We start from the raw sequence: 22,206 nt of genomic DNA, 5'->3' as shown, positions 1-22,206 counted from the left end.
GCCACACCGCACCATGCCCGCATGAATACCCTTTCGTCACCGGCGTCGCGCAACGCGCGACAACCGCTCGTCGCCGCAGGCGCGATCGCGTTCACGATCGTCTCGTGGGCGTCCGCCTTCCCGTTCATCCGGATCGGCCTGCACGGCCTCGCACCGCTGCAGCTCGCGGCGGCGCGCTTTGCAACCGCGGCGCTGCTCGTGATCGCGTGGCTCGCATGGCGAAGGCCGCCGCTGCCGGCGAAGGGCGACGCGTTGCGCTTCGTCGCGTGCGGTTTTCTCGGCATCGCGCTGTACAACGCGCTGCTCAATACCGGCGAGCAGACCGTGTCGGCCGGCGCGGCGAGTTTCATCGTGAATACGCTGCCGATCTTCACCGCACTGCTGGCCGCCGTGTTCCTGCGCGAGCGCTTCAATCGCTGGGGATGGCTCGGTTCGCTGGTCAGCCTCGCGGGCATCGCGGTAATCGCGCACGGACAACCGGGCGGCCTCGTGCTCGGCTCGGGAAGCACGCTGATCCTCGGCGCCGCGTGGTGCTCCGCCAGCTATTTCGTGTTGCAGCGGCGACTGATTCCCGTGTACGGCGCACTACCCTGCACAGCGTACACCCTGCTGGCCGGCGCCGTGCTGCTCGCGCCCTGGCTGCCCGGCGCACTCGTGTCGCTCGGCAGCGGGTCGCGCGACACGGCGCTCGCCGTCGTGGTGCTCGGCGTCTTTCCCGCCGCGCTGGGCTACGCGACCTGGACCTTCGCACTCGGCTATTTCGGCGCGGCGCGCGCGGCCAATTTCCTCTACCTGACGCCGGCGGTCGCGACGCTGCTGTCGATGGTGCTGACAGGCGAGCGGCCCGGCATCGCAACGGCTTGCGGCGGCCTGCTGGCCATTGCCGGCGTGATCTTCGTCGCCCTGCGCGGGCGTTCGTAAGCTCGCGACGGCCGCGGGAATCGCCGTGCCGGCGCGACGATCGGGACGCGGCCGGGACGAACAGCACCCCGGTATCTGCAAAACCGCATGGATGATCGGGGCCGTGCAACCGGCACCCACCCGGCGATGCTGCCGAGCTTGACCGTTAGTTGCATTAAGACGAGCGCCGTCGTTGATGAAGCATGACGACGAACCCGGAGCAGCGATCGCAGGTGTCCAAACTGTGCAGACAAATCGACCGAACAGTTCCCGATTGACCGTGCGTCAGTGTCCATGGCTTCGCCCCGGCGACCGGCCGAATAATGGATGCGGCCGTAAGGCCGGCGACAGCGAATCGCAGCCTTCTGGCCCGCCGCAGCGCACGATTTCCGGCCTCCGGAACCGTCGATATCCGGGCGCCGGCCCGCGTCGCACCGGCCTGCTACGCGATTCGCCGCAGCGCGCAAAATCGGGTTCATATATATTCATATGAATTGCACGGTGTCGGGCGCCGGTCCGCCCGCTCGCCCGGGCGGCAGGTCGTACGGCCGGACGCCATGCAAGTGACGCCCGTGATGGGTATGGAGACTCGTCCGATCGCCCCGGCGCCCCAGCCGGCCGGTCGCGACGTCAATAGAAAGACATTCAATTCGGAGATGGCAGATGGAACGAAGCACTGTCGGCATGCGCTGCAAGCCCCTGATCACCGTTGCACTGGCTGCCGCCGCGTTCGCGGCCGCGTCGAGCGCGATGGCCGACCAGGTCGTGAAGATCGGCAGCGTCGAACCGACGACGGGCGGCATCTCGCACCTCGGCAAGGACAACGAGAACGGCGCGCGCCTCGCGGTCGAGGAAATCAACGCCAAGGGCCTGACGATCGGCGGCAAGAAGATCACGCTGCAACTCGACGCGCAGGATGACGCGGCCGACCCGCGCCAGGCCACGCAGGTTGCGCAGAAGCTCGTCGACGACAAGGTCGTCGCCGTCATCGGCCACCTGAACTCGGGCACGTCGATCCCGGCCTCGAAGATCTACAGCGACGCGGGCATCGTGCAGATCTCGCCGTCGGCCACGAACCCGACCTACACGCAGCAAGGCTTCAAGACGACCTACCGCGTCGTCGCGACCGACGCGCAGCAAGGCCCGGCGCTCGCGAGCTACGCGCAGTCGAAGGGCGTGAAGAGCGTCGCGGTGATCGACGATTCGACGGCGTACGGCCAGGGCCTCGCGAACGAGTTCGAGAAGAAGGCGAAGGCGCTCGGCCTGAAGGTGCTGTCGCACGACGCGACCAACGACAAGGCCGTCGACTTCCGCGCGATTCTGACGAAGGTCAAGGGCGAGAACCCCGACGCGATCATGTACGGCGGCATGGACGCCACCGGCGGCCCGCTCGCGAAGCAGGCGAAGCAGCTCGGCCTGCGCGCGAAGATCCTGTCCGGCGACGGCGTGTGTACCGATTCGCTGGCCGAGCTGGCCGGCCCGGCGGCCGACAACGTGCTGTGCTCGCAGGCCGGCGCGGCGCTCGAGAAGATGCCGGGCGGCGCGGCGTTCGTCGCGAAGTACGAGAAGCGCTTCAACCAGGGCATCAAGTTCGATGCGCCGTTCGCGTACGACGCGGTCTACATCGCGGTCGACGCGATGAAGCGCGCGAACTCGACCGACCCGGCGAAGATCCTCGCGGCGATGCCGGCGACGAAGTACGACGGCGTGATCGGCACGACGACGTTCGACGCGAAGGGCGACCTGACGCACGGGATCATCTCGATCTACGGCTACAAGAGCGGCAAGAAGACGTTCCTCGACCAGGTGAAGATGTAACCCGCCGCGGCGCCGGCACGACGGGAACGCCACCCGTCCGCGCCGGCGCCGCGCGGGCCGATTTCTGATTCACGGAGACGAAGCATCATGTGCGCAATGGCGTATGCGGAATTCCAACAGGAGCTGAAGAAAGCGCAGTTGACGGCGCGCGAGTTCGCCCGCCTGATCCGGATGAACGAAAGTTCGATCACGAACTATTCGAGCAAGGGCACCGTCCCGTCCCACCTCGCGGTCATCGCGAAACTGATCGGCACGCTGGCCGCGCACGAGATCGACTTCCGGCGCGTGATCCGGCAAATGCGGATCGAGCCGAAACGGCCGCGCGGCGTCGGCGTGTTTCCCGCGGCGGAAAAACCGCGCACGCGGAAAGCGGCGAAAGCCGACGCCTGAGCCCCGGCATGCGTCGACGGCGGCACGGCGATGGCCGCGCGACGCGCGATCGAAATCGCCGTCACGGGCCACGCGGCACGCACCGCCCGATCGTCACCCCGCCGTACGGACGTGATCGAGCAGCGCCTGCAACGGATGGCGCAGCTGCTTCGACGACATCCGCTTGACCTGGCTGCGACATGAATACCCGGTCGCCAGCGCCTCGCCTTCCGCCTCAGGCCCGTCGACGTGCGCCGCCCACGACTGCGCATAGATCGTCTTCGACGTCGCGAGATTGCGCGCCTCGTGCCCGTAAGTGCCCGACATCCCGCAGCACCCGGCCGCCTGAACCTGCAAACGCAGCCCGCGGCGCGCGAATACCTGCGCCCACTGCTTGCCGCTGTCCGGCGCATTGGTCTTTTCGGTACAGTGCGGCAGCAGCCGGTACGCACCGGCCGGCCCGCCCGTGCCGGCCTCCGGCAGCGCCTGCAGCAGCCACTCCTGCGGCAACGCAACCTTCGGTACGTCGGCAAGCCCCGTCACCTTCAGGTATTCCTGCCGGTACGTGAGCGTCATCGCCGGATCGAGGCCGACCAGCGCGACGCCTGAGCGCGCAAGCGCGGCCAGTTGCGTCGCGTTGCGGATCGCGGCTTTCTCGAACGCCTGCAGAAAACCCTGCACGTGCAGCGCCTTGCCGTTCGGTGCGAGCGGCGCGAGCCACACCTGGAAGCCCATGCGCGCCGCCAGCTCGATCAGCGTTGCCAGCTGCTCGGTATCGAAATAGCGCGTGAACGTGTCCTGCACGATGACGACGCTGCGCGCGCGCTGCGCATCGCTCAACGCGGCGAGCGCACGCGGATCGGCCGGCTTCACGCTCCATTGCCGGATCGCGGCCGCGAGATCGAAGCGGCTGAGCAGCGGACTGTCGACCATGCCGACCTGCCGCTCGAGCAGCGTGCGCACCCAGCCGGTGCCCATCAGCCCGTTGTACAGCGCGGGCACGCGCGCCATCCACGGCATCGTGAATTCGAGCGACCCGATCAGGTAGTCGCGCAGCGGCCGCAGGTAGCGCTGGTGATACAGCTCGAGAAAGCGCGAGCGGAACTCGGGCACGTTGACCTTGACCGGGCACTGCCCGGCGCACGACTTGCACGCAAGGCAACCGGCCATCGCGTCGTACACCTCGTGCGAGAAATCGGCGTCGCCGTTGCGCGCCGCGCGGCTGTTGCGCCAGCGGGTCGCGAGGCCGCGCAGGAACGGCTGCCGCGCGCGCGCCGCCGCGACGACGTCGATGCCCGCCTGCCCCTGCAGGCGCAACCATTCGCGCATCAGCGACGCACGCCCCTTCGGCGACTGCACGCGTTCGCGCGTCGCCTTCCACGACGGGCACATCGCGTCGTCCGGATCGAAGTTGTAGCACGCGCCGTTGCCGTTGCAGTGCATCGCGGTGCCGTAGCTCTGCCACACGCGCTCGTCGATCTGCCGGTCGTGTTCGCCGCGTGTCGGCACTTCGTCGATCTTCAGCAGCCGCATCGTGTGGTCCGGCGGCGTCGCGATCTTGCCCGGGTTGAACTGGTTGTGCGGATCGAACGCGGCCTTCAGCTGCTGCAGCGACGGATACAGCTCGCCGAAAAACGCCGGCGCGTATTCGGAGCGCACGCCCTTGCCGTGCTCGCCCCATAACAGGCCACCATGCCGCTGCGTCAGCTCGGCCACCGCGTCCGACACGGGCCGCACCAGCGCGGCCTGCCTCGGGTCCTTCATGTCGAGCGCCGGGCGCACGTGCAGCACGCCCGCGTCGACGTGGCCGAACATCCCGTACTGCAGCCCATGCCCGTCGAGCAGCGCACGGAATTCGGCGATGTACGCGGCGAGATTCTCGGGCGGTACGGCGGTGTCCTCGACGAACGGCTGCGGACGCGCCTCGCCCGGCACGTTGCCGAGCAGGCCGACCGCGCGCTTGCGCATCGCATACACGCGCTTCACCGCATCGTCGCCGGCCGCGAGCGTATGGCCGAGCCGCTCCACGCTCGTATCGGTGCGCAGATGCTCGACGAATGCACGCACGCGCGCATCGACGTCGTGTTCGTCGTCGCCGCTGAATTCGATCAGGTTGATGCCGAGCGTCGGGCGCGCGTCGTCCTGCGGAAAATACTCGGCGACGCTGCTCCACACGAAGTCCTTCATCGCGAGCATCAGCACTTTCGAGTCGACCGTCTCGACCGACAGCGGCTGGTGCTCGAGCAACGCGCGCGCGTCGCGCAGCGCGTCCATGAAGCCCGCGTAACGCACGTTGACCAGCACCGAATACCTGGGGATCGGCAGCACGTTGAGCTTCGCCTCGACGACGAAGCCGAGCGAACCTTCCGCGCCGCACAGTACGCTGTTCAGGTTGAAACGGCGGTCGGGTTCGCGCAGGTGCGCGAGGTCATAGCCGGTCAGGCAGCGGTTGAGCTTCGGAAACTTCGCGTCGATCAGCGCCGCCTTGTCGTCGCTGATGCGGCGCGCGGTGCGATACACCTTGCCGATGCGGTCCTGTTGCGCACAGCGGCGTTCCAGCGCGTCGTCATCGAGCGCGGCGCTGTGCAGCCGTTCGCCGCCCATCAGCACGAAATCGAGTTCGAGCACGTGGTCGCGCGTCTTGCCGTACGTGCAACTGCCCTGCCCGCTCGCGTCGGTATTGATCATCCCGCCGACGGTCGCGCGGTTCGACGTCGACAGCTCCGGCGCGAAGAACAGCCCGTGCGGCTTCAGCGCCGCATTGAGCTGATCCTTGACGACACCCGCCTCCACGCGCACCCAGCGCTGCGCGACGTCGATTTCGAGGATCCGGTTCATGTTCCGCGACAGGTCGACGACGATGCCGTCGGTCAGCGACTGCCCGTTGGTGCCGGTGCCGCCGCCGCGCGCGGCCACCGCGACGTCGCGGTGCGCGGGCTCGGCCAGCAGCCGGGCCAGCAGCCGGACGTCGTCGGCATGCGCGGGACAGATCACCGCCTGCGGCAGGCGCTGGTAGATCGAGTTGTCGGTGGCCTGCACCGTCCGGTTCGCGTGATCCGCGCGAATCTCCCCGGCGAAGCCGGCGGCCTGCAGCGCGGCGAGGAAATCCCGGTAAACGTTCGCGGGCGGGCTGACGGGACGGGGCAACGGGGCGATCGACATGGGGCAAAAACGCAGTGTGGGTGGAGCCGGCCGGTTCATGTGCGCCGAAACATGATTTTTTGGCAAGTTTCCGCGCGACCGGGAATTCCAGTATCTTTGGATATTCCTTGAGAAACAAACGAATTCTCGTCCGGCAAAAGTTGCATAAAACTCATGAATTACCGTCGCCTCACCCCGTCGATGTCGCTGCTGCTCGTGTTCGAGGCCGCCGCGCGGCATGAAAGCTATACCCGCGCGGCCGAGGAACTGTCGCTGAGCCAGAGCGCGATCAGCCGGCAGGTCCAGACGCTCGAGGATCAGCTCGGCGTACCGCTGTTCCGGCGCGAGGGCCGCTCGGTCAAGCTGACCGAAGTCGGCCGCCGCTACTTCGCCGAGCTGAGCGGCGCGCTCGGGCGCATCCGCGGCGCGACGCTGCAGGCGATGTCGCACCAGGCGGGCGCCGGCACGCTGCGGCTCGCGACGCTGCCGACCTTCGGCTCGAAATGGCTGCTGCCGCACCTGCACGATTTCTACGCCGCGCATCCGGGCATGACCGTGCACCTGCATTCGCGGATCGGCGCGATCGATTTCCTCAACGACGATCTCGACGCGGCGATCACCGTCGGCGCGGGCGATTGGCCGGGCCTGCACGCGCACCGGCTGTACAACGAGTTCCTGATCGCGATCGCGCCGCCGGAGGCGGGCCGCGGCCGCAAGGCCGACGCGCGCACGCCGGCGTGGGCCGCGAAGCAGACGCTGCTGGGTGTGACGAGCAATCAGCAGGCGTGGGCCGAATGGTTCTCGCACTGCCGGCTCGATCACCGGCAGATGCGCATCGGCCCGAGCTTCGAGCTGACGTCGCACCTGATCCAGGCCGTGCGGGCCGGGATGGGGATCGGGCTGGTGCCGAAGGTGCTGGTGGAGGACGAACTGGGCCGCGGCGAGCTCGTGTCGATCGGCGACGCGATCACGAGCCAGCGCAGCTACTACCTCGTCTACCCGCCCGGCAACGAGACGCTGCCGTCGCTGGTCGCGTTCCGCGAATGGCTGCTGACGTCGTGCTGATGCGCCACTGGCGGCGTGCCGGTCAGGTGCGCCATTCGCCGAGAATCTGCTCGGCCAGGTAATCGCACGGCGGGCGCGCGGACTGCGCGCTGCGCGCGAGCACGACTTCGAGCTCGCCCAGCGGCGGCAGCCCGTGGCTTTCCGAAAGCTGCACGAGGTGATCCGGAATGCAGCAGCGCGCCAGCGGCGCGACCGCGAGCCCGGCCTCCACCATGCTCAGCAGCCCGAGGTGGCTCGGGCTTTCGTACGACATCCGGTACGGGATCTTCTGCCGGTTCAGCGCCTTGACCGCCTGATCGCGCGCCATGCTGCCGCCGTGCGTGAAAAACGCCACCGGCAGCGGCCGCTCTTCCCACACGTTGCGCTTCGGCGAGCCGACCCAGACGAGCGGCTCCATCCGGATCAGCTCGCCGGTCACGCCCTTGATCCGCGTGAGGCACGCGAGGTCGACCGTGTTGTCCTTCAGCATCGGCACGAGCGCGCTGCTCGGCTGGCCGATCACGCGCACTTCCACGCGCGGATGCATCGCGGCGAACTTGCCGAGCACCTGCGGCAGCAGCGACGAAATGTAATCGTCGGGCACGCCGATCGTCACGCGGCCGCGGATCTCCGGGCGTACCACCGACGCCCACGCCTCGTCGCGCATCGCGAGCATCCGGCGGCCGTAATCGGCAAGCACGATGCCGTCGCCGGTCGCCGTCACGTTGCGCGTGTCGCGAATGAACAGCGGCTTGCCGAGCGCGTCTTCCAGCGCCTTGATCTGCATGCTCACCGCCGACGGCGACCGGTGCACGGCCTGCGCGCCCTGCGCGAACGATCCGGTTTCGGCGACGGCCACCACCATCGCGAGCACATCGAGGTCGAGCTTCTTCATTTCTCTTCAGAAAAACTGATCAATCCGTTCAGTTTATCCCGTTTTACTGTTCGCCTCCACGGCCGGACAATGAGTCCCGTCAGCACTCACTCGATGCAGGAAGCGAAAAAATGCACACGTCCGGATCGCTCTACGGGTTTCTCGTCGTCGGCGGCATGCTCGCGGTCACGCCGGGGCCGAACATGGTCTACGTGATGTCGCGCTCGATCGCGCAAGGGCGGGCGGCCGGGCTCATTTCGCTCGCCGGCGTGATGATCGGCTACCTGTTCTACATGTTCGGCGCGGCCTTCGGCATCACGACGCTGTTCATGAGCGTGCCCTATGCGGGCAGCGTGCTGGGCGCGGTCGGGGCAACCTACCTGCTGTACCTGGCATGGCAGGCGGTGCGGCCCGGCGGCCGCTCGCCGTTCGAGGTGAAGGCGCTGCCGAACGAGCAGCCGCTGCGGCTGCTCGCGATGGGTGCGACGACCAGCGTGCTGAACCCGAAGCTCGCGATGCTGTTCGTGTCGCTGCTGCCGCAGTTCATCGACTACGGGCAAGGCAGCGTGTTCGGCCAGTCGCTGTTTCTCGGGTCGCTGCTGATCGCCGCGTTCGCGTCGGCCAACGGGCTGGTGGCGATCTGTTCGAGCAGCATCGCGAAATTCCTGCACGGGCGCCCGATGCTGCTGCTCGCGCAGCGCTGGGCGATGGGCCTCATCCTCGGCGGTCTCGGTGTGCAGATGGTGGTCGAGGCGTCGAAGATGGCGGGCGTCGCATAAGCGACACGCCGCCGCGCAGGCCCGCGCAATCGCGGGCCGTGCGCGTTCGTCAGGCCATCGTCACGCGGCGATCGCCTGCCGCCGCGCCTCGAGTTCGCGCACGAGCGGCAGCACGCGCTGGCCGAAGTACTCGACTTCCTCGATGAAGTGCAGGAACCCGGCCAGCACGAGATCGACGCCGATCGCCTTCAGCGCGACGATCCGCTCGGCGATCTGCTGCGGCGTGCCGATCAGGTTCGTGCGGAAGCCGTCGTTGTATTGCACGAGATCCTCGAACGTCGATTTCGCCCAGTTGCCCTCGCCTTCGGGCGACGCCTTGCCGGCCTCCTTCACCGCAGCGCCGAACGCGTGCACGGCTTCGACATGCGCGTGCCGGATGATGTCGTCGAGCACGGCCTGCGCCTCTTCCTCGGTGTCGCGCGCGATCACGAACGCGTTGACGCCGATGCGCACGCGATGGTTGTTCGCGGCCGCCTTCGCGCGGATGTCGTCGATCTGCGCTTTCAGGTTCTCGGGCGTATTGCCGTTCGTGAAATACCAGTCCGACACGCTCGCCGCGTTGTCGCGCGCCGCGCGCGAGCTGCCGCCCTGGAAGATCTCCGGATGCGGCTTCTGCACCGGCTTCGGGCTCAGCGTGTAGTCGTTGAAGCGGTAGAAATCGCCCTTGAACGTGAAGTTGTCCTGTGTCCAGATGCCCTTCAGCGCCTGGATGAATTCCTTCGAACGCCGATAGCGCTCGTCGTGCTCGAGCCACGGCTCGCCGATCGCGGTGAATTCGCCCTTGAACCAGCCGCTGACCACGTTGATCGCGATGCGTCCGTTCGAGATGTGGTCGATCGTCGCGAGCTGCTTCGCGACCACGGCCGGATGCCACGGCCCCGGCAGGATCGCGGCGAGCACCTTGAGCTTCGTCGTCGCATGCAGCAGCGCCTGGCTGAACGACACCGACTCGTGCTGGTATTCGGCGCCGTAGCCGGCCGTGAAGCGGATCTGGCTCAACGCATAGTCGAAGCCGGCCGCCTCGGCCGTACGCGCGAGCTGCTGGTTGTATTCGAGGCTCCAGTCGGTGCGCTGCTCGATCGTGCTGACGACGAGGCCGCCGCTGACGTTCGGCACCCAGTACGCGAATTTGACGCCGTCGGCGGAAAGGTCGGTGAGGCTCATGAAGGTGTCCTGGTCGAAGGGGAAACGGAAGCGGCTTACGCGGCCGCGGCGGAACGGGCGTGCGGACGCAGTTGCGGCACGGCGCGATCCACGGCGAGCGCGATGCGCTCGCGCAGTGCCGGGCTGGCGATCCGGTACTGGTCGAAATCGCTTTCGGATGCGTATACGCCGATCGGCAGCGTGCGCGCCTGGAAGAAGCTGAACAGCGGTCGCAACTGATGGTCGATCACGAGCGCATGACGCTCGCTGCCGCCGGTGGCCGCGAGCAGCACGGGCACGTCGACGAGCGCGTCGTGGCGCACGAGGTCGAACAGGTGCTTGAAAAGGCCCGTGTACGACGCGCGATACACCGGACTCGCGACGACGAGCGCATCGGCCGTCTCGATCGCACGGATTAGCGCTTCGAGGTCGGCCGGCACCTGCGCGCGCGTCAGCGCGCCGGCCAGCCGGCTGCCGATCTCGCCGAGTTCGATCAGCCGCGTGTCGATCGGCAGTGCGGCGCCGAATGCCGCGACGATCTCGTTGGTCAGCGCCAGCGTGCGCGATGGCCGTTGCAGGCTGCCCGATATCGCGACCACGTTGAGGGTGTTGCTCATGCGATGCGTTCCCGTTGTGGAGCCGCGTGTCGATGCGGCGATACCGTTCCGGGTCAGCAAGGAACGTGCCATTCGTGCGGCCGTTTCGCGGCGCGATCGTCTGCATCGCGAAATTTTTATCGAACACCCGCCCGGCACGGCGTTCGCTCAAATGCGCGATCGTGGCAAGCGTTCCGGCGAGCGCGTCACATCGATATTCCAGCGCGTGATGAACGGAGCGAAGCGGTAATGCTGGCGAGCTGCTGCTCAGGCAGCAGCGTGTTGCACGCAACGACATCGAATCAGGCGCTCCGGCACCACACATGCCCGCTCGTCCGCACCGTTGCAGGTTCCGCAGCAATCGCGCTTTGGTTATCAGAAATCGATGCTTTCCGCGTGCGGCAAAACATTGAACACTTTGCCGACCACGCAGCAGCCGGACCCCGCCGCCCGTCGGCACGGGTCCGCTTCGTCCGGCCTTCCTACGGTTCACCGCCATGACTTCCATTTCCGCATCGCCGCGCCCGCTCACCCTTCGCGTCGTTGCCGCACCCCGCGACCCGGTTGCACTGCACGCGGCGGGACGCGGAGCGCCCGTGCTCGCGCTGCCCGAACGCCACGCACCGGCCCCGGCGCGCGCGCATGTGTTCGCCGATCCGCGTTCGCTCGCGCTGCTCGAACAGGTTCGCCGCGTTGCGCCGAGCGACGCGAACGTGCTGATCGCCGGCGAAACGGGCACCGGCAAGGAGCTGATCGCGCGCCACGTGCACGATCTCGGCAAGCGCCGCGACGGGCCGTTCGTCGCGGTGAACTGCGGCGCGTTCTCCGAGACGCTGGTCGACAGCGAACTGTTCGGTCACGAGAAAGGCGCGTTTACGGGCGCCTTCAGCGCGAAGCCCGGCTGGTTCGAAGCCGCGCACGGCGGCACGCTGTTTCTCGACGAGATCGGCGACCTGCCGCTGTCGATGCAGGTCAAGCTGCTGCGCGTGCTGCAGGAGCGCGAGGTCGTGCGGCTCGGTTCGCGCACGGGGATTCCGGTTGACGTGCGCGTGGTGGCCGCAACCAACGTCGACCTGCAGCAGGCCGTCGCGGCCGGGCATTTTCGCGGCGACCTGTTCTACCGGCTCAATGTCGTGCAGCTCGCGGTCCCGCCGCTGCGCGAGCGGCCGGGCGACATCCTGCCGCTCGCGCGTCACTTCTTCGACGTGTACCGCAACCGCCTCGGCGACGGGCCGCGCTGCATCGATCCGCGCGCCGAGCGCCGGCTCGCGGCACACGGCTGGCCCGGCAATATCCGCGAACTGGAGAACGTGATCCATCACGCGCTGCTCGTGTGCCGTCACGACGCGCTGCAGGACACCGACCTGCACATCGCGCCGCCGTGCATCCCGGCCGTTGCCGCGCGCGTGACCGGTTCGTCCGGCGACGCGCAGGCGTCGCTTGAAAGCGCGTTGCGCGACCTGTTCGACGACGCCCACGGCGGCCTGTTCGAACACATCGAGGACACGGTGATGCGCGTCGCGTTCGAGTTCAGCCACCGCAACCAGATCCGGGCTGCGCAGTTGCTCGGCATCAGCCGCAACGTGCTGCGGGCGCGGCTGATCCGGGCGAAGGAGATTGCGGCAGCGAAGTAGCCGCCCCCCGGCGCAAGCGCGCCGCGATCCGTGCCGCAACGTCCGAACCTGAGGTATCGTGGCGCGAAGCGCATGCTTCGTCGCCGCTCCTGCACACCGGCCGCCCGCCATGCGGCCGCCCGCGCCCGGCGACCGGGCATCCGCACGATTCTCCGCAACACGAAAGCCGTCCGGCGCCCGCGCGGGCCCGGCCGTGCCCTTTTCACCCGTCCGGAATCCGTCGCCATGAAAAAGCTTGTGAACCGCCCGTCCGATGTCGTGCGAGAAATGCTGGAAGGCATCGCGCGGCAATCGCCGCATCTCGCGATCCTCGGCGACGAGCACGTGCTCGTCCGCCAGCCGCTGCCCGAACCGTCGCAGCGTCCGGTCGCGATCCTGTCCGGCGGCGGCAGCGGCCACGAGCCTGCGCACGGCGGCTATGTCGGCGAAGGGATGCTGAGCGCGGCCGTGTGCGGCGAAGTGTTCACGTCGCCGTCCACCGACGCCGTGCTCGCCGCGATCCGCGCGAGCGCCGGCCCGAACGGCGCGCTGCTGATCGTGAAGAACTACACGGGCGACCGGCTCAATTTCGGGCTGGCGGCCGAGCTCGCGCGCGCGGAAGGCATTCCGGTCGAAACGGTGATCGTCGCCGACGACGTATCGCTGCGCGGCCGCGTCGAACGCGGCCAGCGGCGCGGGATCGCCGGCACCGTGCTGATCCACAAGCTCGCCGGCGCGGCCGCCGCGCGCGGGCTGCCGCTGTCCCGCGTCGCGGGAATCGCACGCGACGCGGCGGCCGAACTCGGCACGATGGGCGTCGCGCTCGACGGCTGCACGATCCCGGGCGCCGACAAATCGGGCTTCAGCCTCGGCGACGACGAGATCGAACTCGGTCTCGGCATCCACGGCGAGAAAGGCGTCGAGCGCCGCGCGCCGCTGGCGGCCGACGCACTGGCCGACACGCTGCTGTCGAGCATCGTCGCCGATCTCGTGCTCGACCGCGACGAACGCGTCGCGCTGTTCGTCAACGGCCTCGGCGCGACGCCGGACATGGAACTCGCGATCGTGCTGCGCGCCGCGTACGACAACCTGAGCCGGCGCGGCATCGTCGTTGCACGCGCATGGGCCGGCACGTTCCTGTCCGCGCTGAACATGCCCGGCTGCTCGATCTCGGTGCTGCGGCTGAACGACGAACGCGCGGCGCTGCTCGACGCACCGACGCAGGCGCGTGCGTGGCCGGGCGGCGGCGCCGTGAACACCCGGATCCGCGTAGCCGCGGCCGCGTCGCACGACGCGCCGCCGGCGCCGCTCGATGCGGCCGGCAGCGCATGGGCCGCGCGCCTGCAGCCCGCGCTGCACGCGGTTGCGCAGACGCTGATCGACCACGAGCAAACGCTGACCGACCTCGATGCGGCAGCCGGCGACGGCGATCTCGGCGCGAGCATGCTGCGCGCCGCGCAGGCGATCCTCGCATTGCCCGACACCGCTTACGGCACGCCGGCCGGCGCGCTCGCGGCGCTCGGCGCCGCGTTGCGCCGCGCGATCGCCGGCAGCTCGGGGCCGTTCTACGCGACCGCGCTGCTGCGCGCGTCGCGCCGGCTGGCCGAGATCGCCGAGCCGTCGGCGCGCGACTGGGCCGCGGCGTTCCGCGCAGCCGTGGATTCGATCGGCGAACTGGGGGGTGCGCATGCCGGCGACCGGACGATGCTCGATGCGCTGGTGCCGGCCGCCGATGCGTTCGACCGCGCGCTCGACGGCGATCGCGATCCCGCGAGCGCATGGGCGGCGGCCGTCGAAGCGGCCGAACAGGGTGCGGAGGACACGGCGCGCATGACGCCGCGCGCGGGACGCGCGAGCTATCTCGGCGAGCGTGCGATCGGTACGCCGGATGGCGGCGCCGTGGCCGTCTCGTACTGGCTGCGCGCGTTGCAGCCGCACGTACGCTGAGCGGCTGAAAAGCGGCGCGCGCGACGCGGACCCGCCGTGCCGCGCGCGTCAGCCGGCCGCGCCGCCCTTCGTCCGCCCGGGCAAGAACACCGCGCCGACCAGCACGGCGCCGAAACTCGCGAGCCAGCACCAGTAGCCGATCGCATCGAGATGAACCGGCTCGAGGCTACCCGCCTCGTTGACGACGATCTGGTGCTGCGACAGGAAACTCAGCCCGAACAGCAGCGCTAGCGCGGCCAGCACGGCCGCCTGCACGCGCAGGCGCTTCACGGTCAGTAGCCACGCACCGAACACGAGCGGATTCGCAAGCCACGCGGGGATCCCGGCGAGCACGCCCATCCAGCCGGTCAGCAGCACCTGCCAGCCGTCCGCCCACGGATGCGGGTCCGGCGCGCCGGTGCGGAACGGTGCGCTGAACATCGCAACGAGATAGAACAGCATGCTGGCGGCAAGCAGCACGGTGGCCGTGCGACCCATCGGCGGACGGATGGGCGCGGAGGAAGGCGTCGTCGGGTTCATGGTGGCGTCGCGGACGGGGGATCGCCGCGATTCTGCCATACGCGCCGGGCCGCCCGCCCGCTCAACCGTTTCCGTCGAACCGGTACAGCGCCGCCGGCGTATCGACCCGTACCTGCCGGCGTCCGGCCTCGTCCGGCAACAGCGTCGCCATGTACTGGTACGCGAGCGCATCGTTCACGGCCGCCTCGTACCCGACATGCGGCCAGTCGCTGCCCCACACGAGCCGCTGCGTGCCGAGCGCTTCGCGCAGCGCGCGCATCGCCGTCAGCCCGGACGCTTGCCAGCGGTCGGCGCGGTCGTTCCGGTAGGCGCCCGACACCTTGACCCACACGCGCTTGCTCGCCGCCGTCGTCAGCAGATAGCGGAAGCCGGGATCGTCGATCCCGAGCCGCGGGTCGGGCCGGCCGAAATGGTCGAGTGAGATGTCGACGCCCGCGTCGAGCAGCGGCGGCATCAGCGCCGGCAACCGTGCGGCCTCCGCATGCAGCTCGACCTGCCAGCGATGCGCACGCAGCAGCGGAAACAGCGCGCGCCACGCCGCGCCGGCGAAATCCGGATCGCGTTCGCCGATCAGGTTCAGCCGGATGCCGCGCACGCCGAGCGGCGTCCAGGCGGCCACCTGCTCCGCATCGCGGGCGGGATCGATCACGACGATGCCGCGCAGGCGCTCGGGCTGCGCGCGCAGCGCGGCCAGCAGATAGCGGTTGTCGGTGCCGAGAAAGCTCGGCTGGATCAGCACGCCGTTCGACATGCCGTGCCGGTCGAGCATCGCGAGGTACTGGTCGAGCGACGCGTCGTACGCGATCGTGTAGCGATGGCCCGGCACGAGCGGCAGCGATTTCAGGAACACGTGCGCGTGCGCGTCGACGCCGGTGATCGTGCGTCGGCCCGGGCTCGCGCCGGCGCATCCGCCCAGCACTTCGGCCATCGCGAGTCCGGCGAGTGCGCGGTTGAACGAGCGCCTCGAAATCATGGGTGTCTCCTGTATTTATTCGATTAGGGTGAACGGCGCGGCCCCGCCGGCCGCGCAGCGGCGCATCAGCCTACATCGTGCGCGCGACGAGGAATATCGGGACGAACGACAGCACCGTCGACAGCGCGACGACGAATGCCATCAGCCGATGGTTGCCGCCGTACTGCGTGGACAGCACGTACGAGTTGCTCGCGCACGGCAGCACCGAATAGAGCAGGATCAGGTTCCCCGACAGCGGCGTCACCGCGAACGCCTTCGTCGCGGTCAGCGCGAGCAGCGGAAAGCCGACCAGCCGGATCGCGGTGGTCACGAGCCCCGCGCGCACGAGCGCCGCTTCCTTGCGCGGCAGCGGCAGCCGCAGCGCGGCGCCCACGCAGATCAGGCTCAGCGGCAGCGCGGCGCCGCCGAGCACGTCGACGGTCTGGTCCACGGCGGCGGGCAGGCGCCAGCCGGTCAGGTTCAGCACGATCCCGAACGCGCTGGCGACGATCAGCGGATTCGCCGCCACCTTGCCGACGATCCGCACGAGCCCGCGGCCGCCGGCCTGGCCATGCTCGAACGACAGCAGCACGAGCGTGTTCGAGATCGCGACCATGTACGCGACCACGACCGCCGCGATCCCGTAGTCCGCGCGGCTCAGCAACCCCGACGCGACCGACAGGAAGATGTAGCTGTTGAAGCGGATCGAGCCCTGCACGATCGACGTGAACGACGCGTGCGGCACCGCGCACCATCGGCAGCCGAGCACGACGGCGGCCAGCACGGCGAGCGTGAGCCCCGTCAACAGCACGATCGTCGATTTCGACGATGCGTCGAGCGGCCCCGCCAGCCCGATCGAATGCACGAGGAAGGCGGGAAACAGCACGTAGTGGGTGAGCTTTTCGGCGGACGGCCAGAATGCCGCATCGACCAGCGCGATGCGACGCACGGCGATGCCGATGCAGATCAGGGCGAAGGCGGGTGCGACGGCGATCCAGGCGAGTTCGGTATGCATGGTTGGACGGATTCGGAGAGGGAAGCAGCGGGCAGGTCAGCCCGCGGGCGAAGTGGTGGCTCGGGTGCGGTCGTCGCGGGATCGGGTTCGAACGGCAGGCCGACGGCGGCGAGCGCCTCGTAGGCGAGGGCCGGCGCAAAACGCACGCCGGAACCCGACGCGCCCGCCACCGCGCAGCCGTGGCGGCCGATCGGTGCGACCCGCGGATTGCGGTCGGCCGTGTAACCGTCGACCGCCGTGCGCGCGGCGAGATGGGCATCGCGCAGGCCCGGGAAATGACGTTCAAGCAGCGTGTGCGCGAGGGTCCGCTCGTCGGCGCTCGGCGCGACACGTGCGCCGGCGTCGCAGCCCCACACGTGCGACGTGATGCTCAGCAGCCAGCCGCGCCGCGCGTGCACCGGCGCGAGAAACGCCTGCGCGTCGGGCAGGTAGACGACCGGTGCATCCGGCGCGGGCGGCAATGCGCGGCCGTCGACATCGAACGCGACGATCTTCTTCGTGACGATGTCCGTCCGCGCGCCACCGCCGGCTTCGCCGTCGACGGCCGGCCACGGGCCGCTGGCGCGGATGAGCCGGTCGGCGCGCAGCGTCACGCCGTGGGCGACGACGGTCCAGCCGCCGGCATCGTGCGTCACGTGCGTGACCGGCGCATCGAAGCGCTGGACGGTGTGCGCGCCCGTCAGGTAGTGCGCGACCAGCCGCGGCACGTCGACCAGCCACGCGCGGCCGCTGCGCCACAGACGCGCGCCGGCCGGCAGCGCGCCGAGCGGTGTGGCGCCGGTCTCCGGCGGATCGTCGGCCACCGGCGGCGCGAGCAACGGGCCGCCCGCGTCCGGTGCGTCCGCAACGAATGCGAACGGCGCGTCGCGCACGCAGCATCCGGCCCGTGCCCACGCACCGTAGTACGCGTTCGCGACCAGCGAGCGCGCGCGGCGCTCGCCGCTGCCGCAGAACGGCGTGATCACGCCGGCCGACAGCGCCGTGGCCGTCTGCACGGCCGGCCGCGCATCGAACACCGCGATGCGCAGCCCGCCCGCATGCCGCGCCGCCACGTGCGCGATCGTCGCCCCCGTCACGCCCGCACCGACGATCGCGAGATCAACCCGCATCGGCCTGCCACCAGACGGTGCTGATCACGAGCGGCGTCGCGCCGTCGTTCTGCACCTGGTGCGAGCGGTGCGATTCGAAATACAGCACGTCGCCGGCCCGCACGCGCACGGGCTCGCCGTCGTAGGTCAGCCGGCCGCTGCCCTGCGCGATCATCCAGCATTCGCGTACCGCGTGGACGTCCAGCCGCGACGTGCAGTTCGGCTCGACCGTAAACAGGCCGCCGCGAAACGGAATCTCGCCGTCGCCGAGCCCGGCGAAATCGGCCTGGCGCAACACGACGCCCGGCACATGCGACTCCGGCGGCAACGCGCCGACATGCGGAAACTTACGCGCGTTCATCGTGCACCTCCTCCCCGACCAGGCCCAGTTCCGCGAGAATCGCGTCGCGGTCGCGATCGAGCGCCGGTGCGGCCCGGCGCGTGGCCGGATCGGGGCAGCCCGAGATCTTGATCGGCGTCCCGACGAGCCGGTACGGGCCGACGTCCGGATCGTCGACGTCGATCAGCATGTTGCGCGCGACCGTCTGCGGATGAACGACGGCCTGGTCGACCCGGTTGATCGGGCCGGCCGGCAGCCCCGCGCGCGCGAACCGCTCGCACCAGGCTTCGACGCCGTGCGCCGCCAGCAGCGCGTTGAGCGTGCGTTCGAGTTCGGCCTCGTGATCCTTGCGCGCCTCGCCGCCCGCGAAACGCGGATCGGCCGCGAGCGCCGGCACGCCGAGCGCGTCGCACAGCAGCCGGAACAGCTTGTCGTTGCCGGCCGCGATGATGAGCGGGCCGTCCGCCGCGCGGTAGACACCGAACGGCGGCGCGATCGCCGGCCGATAACTGCCGACCGGCCCCGTGACTTCGCCGGTCGCGAAGTAACGGCCGATGAAATACTCCATCAGCGCAAGCTGGCAGTCGAACATGCCGATATCGACCTTCGAACCCTGCCCGGTGCGGCCGCGCCGCACGAGCGCCATCAGCAGCCCGGTCGTCAGGAACAGGCCGGCCGCGAGATCGCCGATCGACGGCCCGACCCGCACGGGCATGCGCCCGGGCTCGCCCGTCACGCTCATGATCCCGCCGAGCCCCTGGACGATCATGTCGTATGCGCGGTGGTCGCGATACGGCCCGGTGTGGCCGAACCCCGATGCGCTGCCGTAGATCAGGCGCGGGAAACGCGCATGCAGCGTGTCCCAGTCGTAGCCGATGCGCGCCATCGTGCCGGGCCGGAAGTTCTCGGTGACGACGTCGGCCTTCTCGAGCAGCGCGTCGAGCACGCGGCGGTCGGACGGGTCCTTCAGGTCGAGCGCGATGCTCTCCTTGCCGCGGTTGAGCGACGCGAAATACGCGGACTTGCCGCCGTACCACGGGCCGTACGCGCGTGCGTCGTCGCCGGTCGACGGCCGCTCGACCTTGATCACGCGCGCGCCGTGATCGGCCAGCAGCATCGTGCAGAACGGCCCGGCCAGCACGCGCGTCAGGTCGACGATCACGAGCCCTTCGAGTGCGCCTTCCATCATGCAACCTCCCGCATGCCGGGCGGCAGGACCGCCGCCAGGTCTCCCGGCGTGACCGGGTCGAAGTTCGCCAGCGGCGTGACGACCGGCACCGACAGCCGCGCGAAGTCGCCCGCGTTCGGCTCGCCGCGCAACCCGAGCGCGCGCCACGCGGTCTGCGCGAGCGCCGGCATCAACGGCCATGCGAGCAGCGCGAAGCCCTTGGTCCAGCCGTACAGGTCGCCGGCCGCGCGCGCGCCGTCGAAGTGCGCGCTCCAGCGCTCGACGATGCCGGCCAGCGCCGTCGGGTCGAAGGTCGCGAAATCCATCGCGCGCTGCGCGTCGCGCCACGCCGCCTCGGCTGCCCGCGCCGTCTTGTCGGCCGGCACGCGCGCCGCAAGCGGCCCGCCGATCGACTCGGCCACGTGCCGCCGCACTGTCGCGTACGGCCCGTTCACGAAGCGGCAGAATGCATCGCGATCGAAGTCGGTGCGTGCGTCGACCGGATTGGTCGACGCGACGAAGAAGCGCACCGCGTCGGCCGGCACGCGCGTGCGCGCCGCGAGATCCTCGACCCAGATCGCCCAGCGCAGGCTCGTCGAGAACTTGCGCCCTTCCAGCGTGTAGAAGTGATTGATCACGAAGCGGTCGAACGGTTTCGACACGCCGTCGGCCATTGCCATCGCCTGAATGCCGACCAGATGCGACACGCAGTTGTCGATCCCGAATCCGTTGACGGTGATCACGTCCGACTCGCGATCGAACGGGTTCGCGCGCAGCCCGTGCTGGCGGGCATAGAGATCGCCGACGAAGCGGATCGCGCCGAACAGCAGCCCGTGCCCGAACAGCGTGCGCGGCGCGCCGTCGAGCGCATACGGCAGCCCCCAGCCGGCATGGCTCGTCAGGCGGAAACGCGCGCCGTCGCGCGCGAGATGGCGGCGCGCGATATCGACGAACTCGGGTGCGGTCTCGGTGCCGGCCAGCTGCGCGACCAGCGCGGCGGGATCCGCGATGTCGAAGAACAGGTTGTCCTGCTCGCGCATCGCGAGCGTCTCGCCCCAACGCGCCGACGGTTCGCGCACGTCCTCCGGCTGGAAATGCGCGCCGCAGTCCTCGCAGAAGAATCCCGACACGTCGCGCGCGCACTGCGGGCAGCGGCCGAGCAGGAAACTGCCGGTCACGTAAGCATCGCGCGTGGCCGAATACGGCAGGCGCTCGCGCACCGTCGACACGCGCCGCTGCGCGGCCAGCCGCGCGACGAGTCCGTCGTGCGCGGCGAGGTACGCGTCGTGATGCGCATCGCCGAGCGGATCGACGAACAGGTCGACGTCGATGTTCATCGCGGCGAGATCGTCGACGATGCCCGCGCAGCTCTGCCGCGCGAGCGCCGCCGCGTCGATGCCGGCCTGCCCGGCGCGCAGCGGGATGTAGGAATCGTACGGGTCGCTCGCGCATGCGATGCGCGCGACCTCGCCGCGGCTGCGCAGGTGGCGCGCAAGCATGTCGAGCCGCAGGTACGGGCCGGCGATATGACCGAGGTGCAGGCGCCCGTTCGGCGCCGGCATCGCGGGCACGAGCAGGTAGTGGCGCGGGTCGCGGATCGTGTCGATCGGCATGATGGCCTCCGGGTCAGTCCAGCGTGACGGTCACGTCGGCCGCGAGTTCGCGCAGCAGCGCCACGATGTCGCGGTCGAGTTCGCACTGCGCGATCAGGTACGCGATCTCGTACGCCTTGAACACGTCCTTCGGCAGCGCCATCTGCGCGCCCTTGCCGGCGACGACCTGCAGGAACCGCAGCTCCGGCCGCCGCCACAGCCGCTCGAAGCCCTCGACACGGGCGATGCGGCCGAGCCCCGGCGGCATCACGATGCGCTGTCCGGCGCGCGTCGACGCGGTGCCGAGCCGGTCGTCGAGCGGGCCGTCGATCGCGCCGCGCGCGAGATCGAGCACGGTGCGGTACGGCGAGAAGCCCGCGACGCTGTACGGGATCAGATGCGAGTTGATGAACTCGCCGCCGAGCCGCCCGCCGATCTCGAGAATCTTCGGGCCGTCGCGCGTCACCATCACGTCCGCGTGGAAGCCGCACCAGTCGATGCCGGTCGCCGCGACGCCCGCGCGCACCATGTCGCGGATCGCCGCCTGCGTGTCGGCCGGCAGCAGCGACGGCGTCACGTTCTCGTACTGGATCGGGATCGACCGGTCGAAGGTCTTGTCGATGATCGCGTTGATCGCGACGCGCCCGTGCGCGACGACGCCGGACACCGAATGCTCGCTGCCCGTCAGTTGTTCCTCGAGCAGCGCGTGATCGCCGTACAGGCTGAACATCTCGCCCTTCTCCGGCGAGTTGTACGCACGAAACGCGCGATAGACGTCGACGGGGTCGGCGTGCGCATCGACCGGAAAGATGCCGCGGCTGCCGGAGTTGCCGGCCGGCTTGAGCAGCGCGGGTGCGCCGATCCGTTGCAGCGCGGCGGTGAATTCGGCTTCGCTGCTGACGACCGCATAGCGCGGGTTCGCGTTCGGCACCGCGTCGAGCACGCGGCGGGTCGCGGCCTTGTCGCGCACGTTGAGCGCGGCGTCCGGCGCCGTGCCGCGCAGGCCGAGACGATGCGACAGCCGGCTCGCGAGCACCACTTCGAGATCCTTCCACGCGACGACGCCGGACAGCTCGACGCGATGTTCGCGCAGGTAGTCGAGAATCGTCCGCTCGGCTGCGTCGTAATCGCCGAGCCGGGTCGGAATGATGCCGGCGCAGCCGAACGAGCGGAACGCGTCCGGCGTCGGCGTCGCCACATAAAGATCGAGCCCGAGGCTGCGCGCCGCGTCGATTTCGGCGATCCGCTCGCCCGGAAGCGCGCGCGTGTCGAGATACAGCATGGCCGGTGCATGGGTCATGGCGGGGT

At 69.6% G+C, this 22,206-nt stretch carries 20 protein-coding genes; 8 read left to right on the top strand and 12 right to left on the bottom strand.

From position 1 onward, the window contains the following. Positions 1-21: 21 nt before the first annotated feature. From OHZ10_RS37190 to OHZ10_RS37180, 3 genes are all read left to right on the top strand, one after another. A complete protein-coding gene (locus OHZ10_RS37190) occupies positions 22-921 on the top strand; it encodes a DMT family transporter (protein ID WP_059241129.1) in 900 nt (299 codons plus the stop codon). A 642-nt stretch (positions 922-1,563) separates the two neighbouring features. Then, the gene (locus OHZ10_RS37185; protein ID WP_059241128.1) at positions 1,564-2,718 is read left to right on the top strand and encodes a branched-chain amino acid ABC transporter substrate-binding protein; all 1,155 of its coding nucleotides are present in this window, start codon (positions 1,564-1,566) and stop codon (positions 2,716-2,718) included. Positions 2,719-2,805: 87 nt separating this feature from the next. Beyond that, the gene (locus tag OHZ10_RS37180) at positions 2,806-3,108 is read left to right on the top strand and encodes an XRE family transcriptional regulator (RefSeq protein ID WP_124456688.1); all 303 of its coding nucleotides are present in this window, start codon (positions 2,806-2,808) and stop codon (positions 3,106-3,108) included. 93 nt (positions 3,109-3,201) lie between these two features. On the opposite strand, the gene ydiJ is transcribed toward OHZ10_RS37180, so the two are convergent. Further along, positions 3,202-6,249, bottom strand: coding sequence for a D-2-hydroxyglutarate dehydrogenase YdiJ (gene ydiJ / locus OHZ10_RS37175; protein ID WP_342706181.1), 3,048 nt, complete (start codon positions 6,247-6,249; stop codon positions 3,202-3,204). Positions 6,250-6,402: 153 nt separating this feature from the next. Here ydiJ and OHZ10_RS37170 point away from each other — a divergent pair, with 153 nt between their 5' ends. Next, entirely contained in the window at positions 6,403-7,293 is an 891-nt protein-coding gene (locus tag OHZ10_RS37170; RefSeq protein WP_342706180.1) for a LysR substrate-binding domain-containing protein, read from the top strand. A 22-nt stretch (positions 7,294-7,315) separates the two neighbouring features. Here the strand turns inward: OHZ10_RS37170 and OHZ10_RS37165 are convergent, their stop codons facing one another. Further along, a complete protein-coding gene (locus OHZ10_RS37165; RefSeq protein WP_059241124.1) occupies positions 7,316-8,167 on the bottom strand; it encodes a LysR substrate-binding domain-containing protein in 852 nt (283 codons plus the stop codon). 110 nt (positions 8,168-8,277) lie between these two features. Here OHZ10_RS37165 and OHZ10_RS37160 point away from each other — a divergent pair, with 110 nt between their 5' ends. Further along, entirely contained in the window at positions 8,278-8,925 is a 648-nt protein-coding gene (locus OHZ10_RS37160) for a LysE family translocator (RefSeq protein WP_059241123.1), read from the top strand. A 60-nt stretch (positions 8,926-8,985) separates the two neighbouring features. On the opposite strand, the gene sfnG is transcribed toward OHZ10_RS37160, so the two are convergent. Together sfnG and msuE are read right to left on the bottom strand one after the other, a co-directional pair. After that, positions 8,986-10,089 carry a dimethylsulfone monooxygenase SfnG gene (gene sfnG, locus OHZ10_RS37155; RefSeq protein WP_059241122.1) on the bottom strand — a complete coding sequence of 368 codons (1,104 nt, stop codon included), beginning with the start codon at positions 10,087-10,089 and terminating at the stop codon, positions 8,986-8,988. A gap of 35 nt (positions 10,090-10,124) precedes the next feature. Further along, positions 10,125-10,685, bottom strand: a complete 561-nt coding sequence (gene msuE, locus OHZ10_RS37150; RefSeq protein WP_059241121.1) for an FMN reductase — start codon at positions 10,683-10,685, stop codon at positions 10,125-10,127. On the opposite strand from msuE, the gene OHZ10_RS37145 reads away from it, so the two are divergent. The 3 genes from OHZ10_RS37145 to OHZ10_RS37135 all read left to right on the top strand — a co-directional run bounded on the left by OHZ10_RS37145 (position 10,684) and on the right by OHZ10_RS37135 (position 14,224). Beyond that, complete coding sequence (locus OHZ10_RS37145) at positions 10,684-10,914, top strand: hypothetical protein (protein ID WP_342706179.1); 231 nt, start codon at positions 10,684-10,686, stop codon at positions 10,912-10,914. The genes msuE and OHZ10_RS37145 overlap by 2 nt on opposite strands. 247 nt (positions 10,915-11,161) lie before the next feature. Beyond that, complete coding sequence (locus OHZ10_RS37140) at positions 11,162-12,298, top strand: sigma-54 interaction domain-containing protein (RefSeq protein ID WP_342706178.1); 1,137 nt, start codon at positions 11,162-11,164, stop codon at positions 12,296-12,298. A 225-nt stretch (positions 12,299-12,523) separates the two neighbouring features. Continuing rightward, positions 12,524-14,224 carry a dihydroxyacetone kinase family protein gene (locus OHZ10_RS37135; protein WP_342706177.1) on the top strand — a complete coding sequence of 567 codons (1,701 nt, stop codon included), beginning with the start codon at positions 12,524-12,526 and terminating at the stop codon, positions 14,222-14,224. A 48-nt stretch (positions 14,225-14,272) separates the two neighbouring features. Here the strand turns inward: OHZ10_RS37135 and OHZ10_RS37130 are convergent, their stop codons facing one another. The 8 genes from OHZ10_RS37130 to OHZ10_RS37095 form a co-directional block, all read right to left on the bottom strand. After that, positions 14,273-14,743: a hypothetical protein gene (locus OHZ10_RS37130; RefSeq protein WP_342706176.1), complete on the bottom strand. Its 471-nt coding sequence runs from the start codon at positions 14,741-14,743 to the stop codon at positions 14,273-14,275. Between the two features lie 61 nt (positions 14,744-14,804). Next, entirely contained in the window at positions 14,805-15,716 is a 912-nt protein-coding gene (locus OHZ10_RS37125; RefSeq protein WP_342706175.1) for an amidohydrolase family protein, read from the bottom strand. 70 nt (positions 15,717-15,786) lie between these two features. Beyond that, entirely contained in the window at positions 15,787-16,710 is a 924-nt protein-coding gene (locus tag OHZ10_RS37120) for an AEC family transporter (RefSeq protein WP_059241116.1), read from the bottom strand. Further along, a complete protein-coding gene (locus tag OHZ10_RS37115; protein ID WP_342706174.1) occupies positions 16,662-17,819 on the bottom strand; it encodes an FAD-binding oxidoreductase in 1,158 nt (385 codons plus the stop codon). Before OHZ10_RS37115 ends, OHZ10_RS37120 begins: the two co-directional genes overlap by 49 nt. Next, positions 17,809-18,159: a cupin domain-containing protein gene (locus tag OHZ10_RS37110; RefSeq protein ID WP_059241114.1), complete on the bottom strand. Its 351-nt coding sequence runs from the start codon at positions 18,157-18,159 to the stop codon at positions 17,809-17,811. The genes OHZ10_RS37115 and OHZ10_RS37110 overlap by 11 nt, the downstream gene beginning before the upstream one ends. Next, complete coding sequence (locus OHZ10_RS37105) at positions 18,146-19,327, bottom strand: CaiB/BaiF CoA transferase family protein (RefSeq protein ID WP_059241113.1); 1,182 nt, start codon at positions 19,325-19,327, stop codon at positions 18,146-18,148. The genes OHZ10_RS37110 and OHZ10_RS37105 overlap by 14 nt, the downstream gene beginning before the upstream one ends. Then, positions 19,324-20,919 (bottom strand): methionine--tRNA ligase, encoded by a 1,596-nt coding sequence (locus tag OHZ10_RS37100; RefSeq protein ID WP_342706173.1) that lies wholly within the window; start codon positions 20,917-20,919, stop codon positions 19,324-19,326. The genes OHZ10_RS37105 and OHZ10_RS37100 overlap by 4 nt, the downstream gene beginning before the upstream one ends. A 13-nt stretch (positions 20,920-20,932) precedes the next feature. Further along, a complete protein-coding gene (locus OHZ10_RS37095; RefSeq protein ID WP_256087630.1) occupies positions 20,933-22,198 on the bottom strand; it encodes an ATP-grasp domain-containing protein in 1,266 nt (421 codons plus the stop codon). Between the last annotated feature and the right edge of the window lie 8 nt (positions 22,199-22,206).

The organism is Burkholderia arboris, assembly GCF_038723655.1.
GTDB lineage: Bacteria > Pseudomonadota > Gammaproteobacteria > Burkholderiales > Burkholderiaceae > Burkholderia > Burkholderia arboris.
This window is presented reverse-complemented; position numbering and strand designations above follow the sequence as displayed.